The sequence below is a fragment of the Variovorax sp. AB1(2024) genome, assembly GCF_037482385.2.
Classification (GTDB): domain Bacteria; phylum Pseudomonadota; class Gammaproteobacteria; order Burkholderiales; family Burkholderiaceae_C; genus Variovorax.
In genome coordinates, this window is sequence record NZ_JBBHKP020000001.1 from 2,097,587 (window position 1) to 2,109,906 (window position 12,320).

General features: G+C 68.0%; 10 protein-coding genes. 6 read left to right on the forward strand and 4 right to left on the reverse strand.

The features are described from left to right. Positions 1-90 precede the first annotated feature (90 nt). From WIX39_RS09765 to WIX39_RS09780, 4 genes are all read left to right on the forward strand, one after another. Positions 91-2,211, forward strand: a complete 2,121-nt coding sequence (locus tag WIX39_RS09765) for a TonB-dependent siderophore receptor (protein WP_409194975.1) — start codon at positions 91-93, stop codon at positions 2,209-2,211. Positions 2,212-2,241: 30 nt separating this feature from the next. After that, on the forward strand, positions 2,242-3,390 hold the full coding sequence (locus tag WIX39_RS09770; RefSeq protein WP_081268067.1) for a PepSY-associated TM helix domain-containing protein: 1,149 nt from the start codon (positions 2,242-2,244) through the stop codon (positions 3,388-3,390). Beyond that, positions 3,387-3,575, forward strand: a complete 189-nt coding sequence (locus WIX39_RS09775) for a hypothetical protein (RefSeq protein WP_106935565.1) — start codon at positions 3,387-3,389, stop codon at positions 3,573-3,575. Before WIX39_RS09770 ends, WIX39_RS09775 begins: the two co-directional genes overlap by 4 nt. A gap of 74 nt (positions 3,576-3,649) precedes the next feature. Further along, the gene (locus tag WIX39_RS09780; RefSeq protein WP_409194976.1) at positions 3,650-5,773 is read left to right on the forward strand and encodes a TonB-dependent receptor domain-containing protein; all 2,124 of its coding nucleotides are present in this window, start codon (positions 3,650-3,652) and stop codon (positions 5,771-5,773) included. A 284-nt stretch (positions 5,774-6,057) separates the two neighbouring features. On the opposite strand, the gene WIX39_RS09785 is transcribed toward WIX39_RS09780, so the two are convergent. The 3 genes from WIX39_RS09785 to WIX39_RS09795 are packed head-to-tail and all read right to left on the reverse strand — an operon-like array spanning position 6,058 to position 8,815. Further along, positions 6,058-6,936 carry an ABC transporter permease gene (locus WIX39_RS09785; protein ID WP_081268065.1) on the reverse strand — a complete coding sequence of 293 codons (879 nt, stop codon included), beginning with the start codon at positions 6,934-6,936 and terminating at the stop codon, positions 6,058-6,060. A 20-nt stretch (positions 6,937-6,956) separates the two neighbouring features. Beyond that, positions 6,957-7,778 (reverse strand): ABC transporter ATP-binding protein, encoded by an 822-nt coding sequence (locus WIX39_RS09790; RefSeq protein ID WP_409194977.1) that lies wholly within the window; start codon positions 7,776-7,778, stop codon positions 6,957-6,959. A gap of 2 nt (positions 7,779-7,780) precedes the next feature. After that, on the reverse strand, positions 7,781-8,815 hold the full coding sequence (locus WIX39_RS09795) for an ABC transporter substrate-binding protein (RefSeq protein ID WP_409194978.1): 1,035 nt from the start codon (positions 8,813-8,815) through the stop codon (positions 7,781-7,783). A gap of 174 nt (positions 8,816-8,989) precedes the next feature. Here WIX39_RS09795 and WIX39_RS09800 point away from each other — a divergent pair, with 174 nt between their 5' ends. Beyond that, on the forward strand, positions 8,990-9,664 hold the full coding sequence (locus WIX39_RS09800; protein ID WP_081268062.1) for a response regulator transcription factor: 675 nt from the start codon (positions 8,990-8,992) through the stop codon (positions 9,662-9,664). A 1-nt stretch (position 9,665) separates the two neighbouring features. Continuing rightward, a complete protein-coding gene (locus tag WIX39_RS09805; protein ID WP_409194979.1) occupies positions 9,666-11,093 on the forward strand; it encodes a sensor histidine kinase in 1,428 nt (475 codons plus the stop codon). Positions 11,094-11,114: 21 nt separating this feature from the next. Here WIX39_RS09805 and metK read toward each other — a convergent pair whose 3' ends face one another. Next, on the reverse strand, positions 11,115-12,302 hold the full coding sequence (metK, locus tag WIX39_RS09810) for a methionine adenosyltransferase (protein WP_081268060.1): 1,188 nt from the start codon (positions 12,300-12,302) through the stop codon (positions 11,115-11,117). Between the last annotated feature and the right edge of the window lie 18 nt (positions 12,303-12,320).

Here is a 12,320-nt window from a genome sequence, read left to right on the forward strand (position 1 = left end):
CCTTGCGAACCTGTTGGAAATCGGCCGGCCGAGACTTTTTGACAATTAGAATGAGAATGCTTCTTAATTGTGTCTTGGAGTGGAGAAGGAATGTCTAGATTGGTGGCGCGGCGCAAGGCCGCATCGGTGCTGGTGGGGTGCCTGGCTATTTACACGCAGCACCAGGTGCTGGCCCAGACGGCGAACGCAGCTTCCCTGCCGGAAGTGAGGGTGGACGCGAATGCCGAAGCCGAGACCGCGAAGACGTCGGTGATCGGCTACCGCGCAAAGAATGCGGTCACGGCCACCAAGACCGACACGCCGCTGGCCGAGACGCCGCAGTCGGTGACCGTCGTCACCCGCGACCAGATGGTCGACCAGGGCGCCACCAACCTTCAGGACGCGCTCACCTACGCCGCCGGCGTGCGCTCCGACGCCTACGGCATCGATTCGCGCTCCGACAGCTTCTCGGTGCGCGGCAGCGATCCCTCCGTCTACCTCGACGGGCTGCAGACCTATTCTTCCGGCTGGTACACCGCCACGGCGCGGCCCGACCCGTACACGCTGGAGCGCCTCGAAGTGCTGCGCGGGCCGGCCGGCATGCTGTTCGGCGCAGGCACCGCGGGCGGCGTGATCAACATGGTCAGCAAGCTGCCGCAGCAGCAGGCCTACCGCGAGGTGGGCGTGCAGCTCGGCTCCTTCGGACGCAAGCAGCTCCAGGCCGATCTGACCGGCCCGCTGACCGCCGACGGCCAATGGTCGTACCGCCTGGTGGCGCTGCAGCGCAAGTCCGACACGCAGGTCGACTACGTGCCGGACGACCGCTCGCTCATCATGCCGTCGCTCACCTGGCGCCCCAGCGCCGCGACCTCGCTGACGCTGCAGGCCCTGTGGCAGAAGGACAAGACCGGCAGCACCTCGCAGTTCTTCCCCTGGCAGGGCACCATCCTGCCGAACATCAACGGCCCGCTGCCGTCCAGCCGCTTCATCGGCGAGCCGGGCGACGGCTACGACACCGAGCGCAAGACCTTCGGCTGGCAGTTCGAGCACAAGTTCAACGAGCGCTGGACCTTCAGGCAGAACTTCCGCGCATCGCGCACCTTCAACGACTCGCACTACCACTACGCCGATTCTTTCTCCGTGCCCGGCGGCTGGTCGCTCGACCCGGCCGGCCAGCGCCTGCTCGGCCGCTACAACGACAAGTCGCTGGCATGGACCAGCATGACCGGCATCGACAACCACGTCGAAGGCCATTTCGACACCGGCGCGCTGCGCCACACGCTGCTGGTGGGCGCGGAGTATTCGCGCCAGCGCCAGGACAAGACCGAAGGCTCCGTCTACAGCACCATCGATGCCTACGCGCCGGTCTATGGCGTCGGCTACGTGCCGGTCACCGAGCTGACGCGCAGGCCGCGCACCACCCAGCGCAATGCCGGCATCTACGTGCAGGACCAGATGAAGCTGGACAACTGGATCTTCGTGGCCGGCCTGCGCTACGACCGCAGCACCGCCGGCACCGCGGGCAGCGCCTCGGAGACGACCAGCGCCACCTCGCGCCGGCTGGGCGTGATGTACACGCTGCCTTCGGGCTGGTCGCCGTACCTGAGCTACACCGAATCCTTCACGCCCCAGGCCGGCACCAACGCCGAGGGCAACCTGTTCAAGCCGCTGCGCGGCGAGCAGGTGGAGGCCGGCGTCAAGTACCAGCCCGCCGGCTCGCCGACGAGCTTCACCGCGTCGGTCTTCTCGCTGAAGGAAAAGAACCGCCTCGTCTCCGACAGCAGCAACCCCAACTACGGCCGGCAGGTCGATGCGACGAAGAACAAGGGCGTGGAGCTCGAGCTGAAGACGACGCTGGGCCGCAACTTCGACCTGATCGCCAACTACACCAACATCGACGTCGACGCCAAGCTCACCGAGCAGCCGCGCAACCAGGCCTCGGTGTGGGGCAAGTACCGTTTCTCCATCGCGGGGGTGCCGGGCTTCTCCGCCGGTGCGGGCGTGCGCTACATGAGCGGCTTCACCGACGTGGACGGCTCCAGCGCCGGGCCTCGCGTTCCCTCGGTGACCCTGCTCGACCTGATGCTGGCCTACGAGTCGGACAGGTGGCGCTACGCGCTGAACATCAACAACGCGACCGACAAGACCTACTTCAGCACCTGCCTGTCGCGCGGCGACTGCTGGTTCGGTGCGCGCCGCAGCGTTGTGGCCAGCGCCACCTATCGCTTCTGATCGCCGCCCTTCGAGCGGAGCCGCCACCACATGAACAGCCGAACAATCAAGACCTGGGCCTGGGTGCACAAGTGGAGCAGCCTCGTGTGCACCGTGTTCATGCTGCTGCTATGCATCACGGGCCTGCCGCTGATCTTCCACCACGAGATCGGCCACCTGCTCGGCACCGAGGTCGAGGCGCCGAAGATGCCGGCGGACACGCCGCGCATCAGCCTCGACCGCGTGCTGGAGATCGCCAAGGCCAAGCACCCCGACCGCGTGGTGCAGTTCGCCTCGCAGCCCGAGGACGACGACGGCCTGTGGTTCGTCACGCTCACGCCCACGCCGGCGCCCACCGACGACTTCAAGTCGGTCGCGGTCGACGCGCGCACGGGCGACGTGCTCGCCCAGCCCAAGTTCGACGAGGGCTTCATGTACGTGATGTTCAAGCTGCACGTCGACCTGTTCGCCGGGTTGCCGGGCAAGCTGTTCCTCGGCTTCATGGGCCTGCTGCTGCTGGTGGCCATCGTCTCGGGCGTGGTGCTCTATTCGCCGTTCATGCGCAAGCTCGACTTCGGCACGGTGCGGCGCGACAAGCGCCCGCGCCTGAAGTGGCTCGACCTGCACAACCTGCTGGGCGTGGTCACGCTGGTGTGGCTGTTCGTGGTGGGCTCCACCGGCATGATCAACACATGGGCCGACCTGCTCATCAAGTACTGGCAGTACGACCAGCTCAGCGCGCTGCTGGCGCCCTACAAGAACGAGCCGGTGGTGGCGGTGTCGCAGCGCGGCTCGGTGCAAAGCTCGATGGAAGCCGCGCTGCAGCGCGCGCCCGGCATGAAGCTGTCCTTCATCGCGTTCCCGGGCACCTCGTTCTCGAGTCCGCACCACAACACCTTCTTCCTGCGCGGCAACGAACCCTTCAGCTCCAAGCTGTTCCAGCCGGTGCTGGTCGACGCCAAGACCGCGGAGGTCACGGCGGCGCCCAAGCTGCCCTGGTACCTCACGGCGCTGCTGGTGTCGCAGCCGCTGCACTTCGGCGACTACGGGGGCATGCCGATGCAGATCCTGTGGGCGCTGCTCGACATCGCGACCATCATCGTGCTGGGCAGCGGCCTGTACCTCTGGCTCAAGCGCGGCAGCGCCGCACCCGCCACGCAGCCACCCGAGCCGGCCGCGGCAATGAAGGCCCGGGCATGAAGCATCGACACGGCTTCTGGCGCATGTGGGGCTGGCCGATCGTGCTCGGCCTGCTCACGACACTGGGCCTGGTCTCCGCGCTCTTCAGCGACGGCGGCTTCGGCGACATCCTTGCCTGGATCGCGCTGGGCGTTCCGGTTGTCGTGTGCGTCTGGTTCGGCTGGCTGCGGTCTTCCGCCCGCTAGGACGCCCGGCTTGCGCCGGCACCCGGTGAAAGCCTGAGGTCCCGGGCGGGCGGCATGGCCCCAGAATGGGCGCGATGAAACTCTCGCCCGTTGCCGCCGCCGCCGTTGCCTGCCTGTCGCTTCATGTCCCGTCGCCGGCCGATGCGCAGGAGGCGGCACCGGCCGCACTGCGCGAGATCACGGTTTCCACGCCGCGCGGCGAGGTCACGCCTTTCAACGTGCCCGGTTCGGTCGACCGGGTCGACGGCGCAGAAATGCGCGACAGCCGCTTGCAGGTCAATCTCTCCGAAAGCCTGGGCGCCGTGCCCGGGCTGCAGGTGCAGAACCGGCAGAACTACGCGCAAGACCTGCAACTGTCGATCCGCGGCTTCGGCGCGCGCTCCACCTTCGGCGTGCGCGGCGTGCGGCTGTACGTCGACGGCATTCCCGCCACCTTGCCCGACGGGCAGGGCCAGACCTCGAACATCGACATCGGCTCGGTGGACCGTGTCGAGGTCTTGCGCGGACCGTTCTCCGCGCTCTACGGCAATTCTTCCGGCGGCGTGGTGCAGGCCTTCACCGCATCGGGCGAGGGAGCGCCGCGGCTGGCGTATTCGCTCGCGGGCGGCAGCTTCGGCACCTGGCGGCAGTCGCTGCAGCTCAGCGGCTCGCAGGGCGCGGTCGACTACATGCTCGACGCCAGCCGCTTCCGCACCGACGGCTGGCGCGAGCACAGCGCCGCGCGGCGCGACATCGCCAACGGCAAGCTGGGCATCGCGCTGGACAACGGCGACAAGCTCACGCTGGTGATGAACAGCGTGCGCATCGACGCGCAAGACCCGCTCGGCCTCACGGCCGACCAGTACGCGCTGGCGCCGCGCAACGCGCCGCTCGCCACCCAGTACGACACGCGCAAGACGGTCGAGCAGACGCAGGCCGGGCTGCTCTACGAGCGGCGCATCGATGCCGGCCAGGCGCTGCGCCTCATGGTCTATGGGGGGCAGCGCGAGACCACGCAGTACCAGTCGATTCCGCCTTCGGCGCAGCAGAACCCGCTGCATGCGGGCGGCGTGATCGACCTGTCGCGGCAGTACGGCGGCATCGACCTGCGCTGGAGCGCCGCGCTGCAGCTTGCCGACCGGCCGCTCGACGTGGTTGCCGGGCTGGGCTACGACAACCTGCGCGAAAAGCGGCGCGGCTACGAGAACTACCTGGGTCCGCTCGCCAACCCGGTCCTCGGCGTGCAGGGGCGCCTGCGCCGCAACGAGCTCAACACCGTCTGGAACCTCGACCCCTACGCGCAGGCGACATGGCGCCTTGCCGAGCGCTGGACGCTGGAGGCCGGCGTGCGCCGCAGCAGCGTGCACTTCGATTCGCACGACCGCTACATCATCGGCGCCAACCGCGACGACAGCGGCAGCGCGCGCTACAGCAAGACCCTGCCCGTGGCGTCGCTGCGCTACCAGGCCACGCCCGACCTCGCGCTGTACGGCTCCGCCGGCCGCGGCTTCGAGACGCCGACGCTCAACGAGCTGTCATACCGCGCGAACGGCGCCAGCGGCCTCAACTTCGCGCTGCAGCCTTCGGTGAACGACAGCCTGGAGGTCGGCGCCAAGGCCCGGCTCGCGGGCGGGCTGCTGACGGCGGCGCTGTTCCAGACCCGCACGCGCGACGAGATCGTGACCGACACCAACATCGGCGGCCGCGCGACCTTCCAGAACGCGGGCCGCACCAAGCGCAACGGCTTCGAACTGGGCTGGCAGCACGAGACCGCCAGCCATTGGCGCACGCAGCTGGCCTACACGTGGCTGGACGCGACCTACCGCGATGCCTTCTGCTCGCCGTCGCCTTGCGGCACGGCCAACACCGTGGCGGCGGGCAACCGCATTCCCGGCATCGCGAGGCAATCGCTGTTCGCGTCGCTGGGCTGGGTGCCGCCCGAGGGCTGGCGTGCCGGCGCGGAAGTGCGCGCGCTCGGGCGCATCCTGGCCAACGACGTCAACACGGCCGTGGCGTCGGGCTATGCGGTGGCGGCCGTCTATGCCGGCTACCTGAAGAAGTGGGAGCGCTGGGAGCTCAACGCCTTCGCGCGCGTCGACAACCTGTTCGACCGCCGCTACGTAGGCTCGGTGATCGTCAATGAAGGCAACGGGCGTTTCTACGAACCGGCGCTGGGCCGGAACTGGACCGTGGGGTTGAGCGGCGCCTACAGGTTCTGACGGTGTGGTCGTTCGGGGCGCGATCCCGCCGACGGGGTACTCTGCTCCGCGAATGTCCCCCGGCCTGCGGCCTCCTCCTTTATTTCGCTGCGCAGAGCACCCCGCCAGCGGGATCGTTCAGAGCACTGGTTGGTCGAGCCGAACAAGCGCTGCGTCCATGTGCGAAGGGCGCCGGGTAGCTCCCGCAGCGAAATAAAGGAGGAGGGCGAAGCCCGGGGGACATTCGCGGAGGGAGCTACCCGGTGGCCTTCGTACACGCCCTGAAAAAAACCGAATAGAAAGAATCAGAACGCAGCAGGCCGCCACTTCAACAGCCGCTTCTCCAGCGAACTGAGCAGGAAATCGGCCGCCAACGCAACCACGGCCAGAACGATCATCGCCGCGAACACACCGCTGGCGTTGAAAGCGCCCTGGGCCGTGGAGATCAGCAGCCCGATGCCTTCCTTCGCGCCGAGGAACTCGCCCACCACCGCACCCACCAGCGCAAAGCCGAAGCTCACGTGCAGGCTTGCCAGGATCCACGACATCGCCGACGGAATCACCACCGACATCGTCACCTGCCGCGGCGAAGCGCCCAGGATCTGCGCGTTCGCGATCATGTACTTGTCGGCCTCCCGCACACCCTGGAAGGCGTTGCCGAACACCACGAAGAACACCATCACCACCGCCAGCGCCACCTTCGAGGCCATGCCCAGGCCCAGCGCAATCACGAAGATCGAGCCCAGCACCACGCGCGGAATCGAGTTGGCGATCTGGATGTAGAGGCTGAACACATCCGACAGCAGCTTGTTGCGGCCCAGCACGATGCCGCACAGCACGCCGGCGATCGAGCCGATCAGGAAGCCGATCACCGTTTCCTCGAGCGTCACCGCCACCTGCATCCACAGCGAGCCTTGCGAGGTTCCGTCGCGCATCCACTCCACGAGCTGGTCGTAGATCATCGAAGGCATCGAATAGAAGAACGGGTCGATCCACTTCAGGCGCGCCGCGATCTCCCAGCCGCCGAGCGCGATCACCAGCACCGCCAGCCGCAGGCCGATGATCATGCGGCGGCGTCCGCGGATGGCCGCCTGCGCGACCTCGGATTCGCGCGCCAGCGCGGCGTCGCTGAGCGACGAGGGCAGCACGGCTGCCGTCGGTGTGGTGGTGGAGGGTGTGGTCATGGTTCTTGTCGTCGTCGTGTTCACTGAATCACCACTTCTTCGCGCAGGTCGTCCCAAATGTGCTTGGAGAGCTCGATGAACTGCGGGTCGTAGCGCACCTCGGACATGACGCGCGGGCGAGGTAGGTCGATCTCGTACACGCGCTTGAGCGTGGCGGGGCGCGCCGACAGCACGAACACGCGGTCGGCCAGCGCAATCGCTTCCTCCAGGTCGTGCGTGACGAACACCACGCTGCCGCCGTTGCCCGACCACAGCTGCAGCAGCTCGTCCTGCATCAGCGTGCGGGTCTGCATGTCCAGCGCCGAGAAGGGCTCGTCCATCAGCAGGATCTCGGGGTTGTTGATGAAGGTCTGCGCCAGCGCCACGCGCTTGCGCATGCCGCCCGAGAGCTGGTGCGGGTAGTGCTTGCCGAACTTAGAGAGGCCGACGCGGTGGATCCACTCCTGGGCCAGTTCCATCGCTTCCTTCTTCGGCTTGCCGCGGAAGATCGGGCCGGCGGCCACGTTGTCTTCCACGCTGCGCCACGGGAACACCGCGTCGGCCTGGAACACGAAGCCGATGCGCGGATCGACGCCGGTCACGGGCTTGCCCATCACCTTCACGTCGCCCACGGTGGGCTTGAGCAGGCCGGTGATCATGTTCAGCGTGGTCGACTTGCCGCAGCCCGTGGGCCCGACGATGGCGACGAACTCGCCACGCGCCACCGACATGCTGAAGTTGCGCAGCGCCACGGTGGCGTTGCCGTCCTGCGAGATGAAGCGCAGCGACACGTCGTTGAAGTCGATCGCCGACGTCACGGCGCCGTTGCTGTTGTTGCTGCTGGGGGGTGTTCCGTTGCGCATGGTCACTTGGCCGCCGCTGCCGACAGGTAGGCGTTGGTGTAGGTCTTCGACAGGTCGATGTTCTTGCTCTTGACCAGCGGCTTGTAGGTGGCCAGAACCTTCAGCACGGTCTCGGGGCCGCCGGCGGGCATCTTGGCGTCGGTGGTGAACATCGGCAGCGAGGCCTTCAGCGCCTGCACGTAGAGCTCCTTGTCGGTGCCGTAGTAGTCGCGCGGCACCTTCTCGGCGATCTCCTCGGCGCTGTGGGTGTGGATGTACTCCATGGTGCGGGCGAAGGCGCGGGCCAGCTTGGTGGCCTCGGCCTTGTGCGATTCGGCCCAGGTGTTCTGCACGTACAGGCTGGCCGCGGGGTAGAGGCCGCCCAGCGCCTTGACGGTGTCGGGCTCGGTGCGCAGGTCGACCAGCACCTTGGCGTCGCCGGTCTTGAGCATCTGCGACACGGTGGGCTCGGTGGTCATGCCGGCCTGGATGCGGTCCTGCTTCATGGCCGCGATGAAGGTGTTGCCCGCGCCCACGGGCAGCAGCGAGTAGTCCTTGGAGGCCACGCCGGCGCGGTCGGCCAGGTAGCGCGTGAGGAAGTCGGTGGAAGAACCCAGGCCGGTCACGCCCAGCGTCTTGCCGCCCTTGGCGTCGGCCATGGTCTTGAAGCCGGCGGCCGCGGCCTTGGTCGACACCAGCTCGACTTCGCCCGGCACCTTGCAGAACACGGCGATGGCCTGGATTTCCTTGCCCTTGCTCTGCAGGTCGATGGTGTGGTCGTAGAAGCCCACCACGCCCTGCACGGCACCGGCGATCAGCTGGTTCTCGGCGTCGACGCCGGCCGGCTGCGACTGCAGCTCGACGTTCAGGCCTTCGTCCTTGAAGTAGCCCAGCGCGTCGGTGAGCTTGGCCGGCAGGTAGATGATCTTGTTGATGCCGCCCACCATGATGGTGATGGGCGCATCGGCGGCCTGCGCGAGCGGCGCGGTGGCGGCAAGGGCGGTGCACAGGGCGGCGGCCAGCAGGGTGCGGCGGGTGGCGAATGGCGACAGGGACATGGTGTCTCTCCGTGTTGGTATTGGATCGGGGGGCCGCGCACATCTGCCGCGGGACGGGGCCAGTCTAGGAAGCGGCGTCTTTCGGCCAGCTTTCGGCGGTCCGCATGATTTGTCATGGTTATCCCTAGGACTTGCCGATGCTTCCTAGAATCCACGGCCACCACCCCCGACCCCATGAAGCTGCTGCTCATCGAAGACAACCCGCAACTCGCGCACTGGCTCTCCAGCCTGCTGCGCGAGCAGGAGTTCGTGGTCGACCACGTGGACGACGGCGACGCCGCCGACAGGCTGCTCACGCAGACGGCCTACGACGTGGTGCTGCTCGACCTGAACATCCCGCAGCTCTCCGGCAAGGCCGTGCTTCGCAGGCTGCGCGAGCGCGGCGACACGGTGCCGGTGATCATCCTCACGGCCACCGCGTCGCTCGACCAGAAGGTGCTGTGCCTGGAGATCGGCGCCGACGACTATCTCGTCAAGCCCTTCGAGATCCGCGAGCTGGTGGCGCGCATCAAGGTGCTGGTGCGCCGGCAGATGCCCGGCAAGGCCAACGACATCGCCTGCGGCGACCTGCGCTACGACCTGCGCACGCGGCAGTTCGCGCTGGCGGGCGAAGAGCTGTCGCTGCCGCCGCGCGAACGCACGCTGCTGGAAACGCTGATGCTGAAGGCCGGCAGCACCGTGTCGAAGCAGGCGCTGATCGACGCGATGTTCGGCCTGGACGACGAGCCCAGCGCCGATGCGGTCGACATCTACATCCACCGGCTGCGCAAGAAGCTCGAGGCCAGCCAGGCGACCATCATCACGCTGCGCGGCGTGGGCTACCTGCTGCGCACGCGCCAGGAAGACTAGGGTGCCCGGGCGCGCCAGCCTTCGCCTGCGCCTTGCGCTGTGGCTGCTGCTGCCGATGTCGGTGTTCGTGGCCATCTGCGGATACCTCAACTGGCGCAACGCCGCCGAGGTGGCCGACTATGTGCAGGACCACGACCTGCTGTCGTCGGCCAAGGTGCTGTCGGACCGCCTGATCTGGGAAGACGAGGACGTGAAGGCCAGCGTGCCGCCGTCGGCGCTGAGCCTGTTCGTGTCGCCCGAGCGCGACCGCGTGTTCCTCAGCGTGACCGGCGCCAACGGCGAGGTGCTGGCCGGCTCGGCCGACTTTCCGCTGCCCGCCGTGCGCAAGCCCGTGGGAATCGACCGTGCGCAGTGGTACGACACCCGCTTCGCCGGCGTGCCGCTGCGCGCCGTGGTCACCACGCGCGCGATGTACGAGGCCGGTGGCGCGCGCGACATCACCATCGCCGTCGGCAAGACCGAGGGCAGCCGCGACCACATGCTGCGCACGCTCTGGTGGCCGTCGATGGAGTACCTGCTGGTGGCGCTGGCGCTCTCCATCGCGCTGGCCGTGGCGGCGTTGACGCTCGAGCTGCGCCCCATCGTGCGGCTGAGCCAGCAGCTCGCGCAGCGCGACCCGCTGCACCTCGACCTGGTGGTGGACCCCGGCGCATTGCACTCCGAGCTGCGGCCGGTGGCCGACACCATCAACCGCTTCGTGGCGCAGTTGAAGGCGCACTCGGAGGCGCAGCGGCGCTTCATTGCCGACGCGGCGCACCAGTTGCGCACGCCGCTGGCCATGCAGGCCTCGCAGATCGAGTTCGCGCGCTACACGCGGCAGCACCGCGGCGAATGGGACACGCGCCGCGCCGACATGGACGCGATGTGGCAGGAGATGCAGACCAGCAACCGCCGGCTGGTCGACGTGACCAACAAGCTGCTGCTGCTGGCGCAGGCCGAGCACGGCGATGCACACACGCGGCTGGAGCCTGTCGACCTTGCGGCGGTGGCGCTGCGCTGCGTCGAGCAGCTCGCGGCGCTGGCGGACCGTCGCGGCATCGACCTGGGGCTGGAGTCGGAGGCCGCGCCGGGCGAGGCCGTGGTGCAGGCCCAGCCGGCGCTGCTCGATGCGCTGGCCACGAACCTGCTGGACAACGCCTTGCGCTACACGCAGGAAGGCGGCCGGGTGACGGTCGGCGTGCGGAAGGTGGAGGGGGTGGTCGAGCTGACCGTGGAAGACAACGGCCCCGGCATTCCGGCCGAGGCGCGCGAGCGCGTGTTCGAGCGCTTCTACCGGGTGTCGCAGGACACCGAGGGCACGGGCCTGGGGCTGGCCATCGTGCGGGAGATCGCACGCGCCTTCGATGCGAACGTGGACCTGGCAGCCAATCCGCGCGAGGCGCGGGGGCTGCTGGTCACTGTGCGTTTTCCTTCGGCTGCCGCCGCCTGAGGAAGCGGCGGCCGGGGCTCGTCAGCCCTTGATGCCGGCGGCTGCGCGCAGGGCGGCTGCCTGGTTGGTGGCTTCCCAGGTGAACTCGGGCTCTTCGCGGCCGAAGTGGCCGTAGGCGGCGGTCTTCTGGTAGATCGGGCGCAGCAGGTCGAGCATCTGGATGATGCCCTTCGGGCGCAGGTCGAAGTGCTCGCGCACGAGTTCGGCGATCTTCTCGTCGGAGATCACGCCGGTGCCTTCGGTGTAGACCGTGATGTTCATCGGCTCGGCCACGCCGATGGCGTACGCCACCTGGATCTGGCACTGGCGCGCCAGGCCGGCGGCCACGATGTTCTTGGCCACGTAGCGCGCGGCATAGGCGGCCGAGCGGTCGACCTTGGACGGGTCCTTGCCCGAGAACGCGCCGCCGCCGTGCGGGCATGCGCCGCCGTAGGTGTCGACGATGATCTTGCGGCCGGTGAGGCCGCAGTCGCCCTGCGGGCCGCCGATGACGAAGCGGCCGGTCGGGTTGATCAGGTAGCGCGTGTCCTTGAGCCACTCCTTGGGCAGCACGGGCTTGATGATCTCCTCGATGATGGCTTCGTTGAACGAGGCCTTCATCTTGGTCGGCGTCTCGCTCTGGTCGGGGCTGTGCTGGGTGGAGAGCACCACGGTGTCGATGCTGTGCGGCTTGCCGTCCACGTAGCGCATCGTGACCTGGCTCTTGGCGTCGGGGCGCAGGAACGGCAGGCGGCCGTCCTTGCGCAGCTGGGCCTGGCGCTCGACGAGGCGGTGCGCGTAGTAGATGGGCGCGGGCATCAGCTCGGGCGTTTCGTCGCAGGCGTAGCCGAACATCAGGCCCTGGTCGCCGGCGCCGGTGTTCAGGTGGTCGTCGGATGCGTGGTCCACGCCCTGGGCGATGTCGTTGGACTGCTTGTCGTAGCAGACCATCACGGCGCAACCCTTGTAGTCGATGCCGTAGTCGGTGTTGTCGTAGCCGATGCGCTTGATGGTGTCGCGCGCGACCTGGATGTAGTCGACGTGCGCGTTGGTCGTGATTTCGCCGGCGAGCACCACGAGGCCGGTGTTGGTCAGCGTCTCGGCGGCCACGCGGCTGCGGGGGTCCTGCTCGAAGATCGCGTCCAGGATGGCATCCGAGATCTGGTCGGCGACCTTGTCGGGGTGGCCTTCGGAGACGGATTCGGAAGTGAAGAGGAAATCGTTCGCCATTTGTTCAAAACTCCTTGA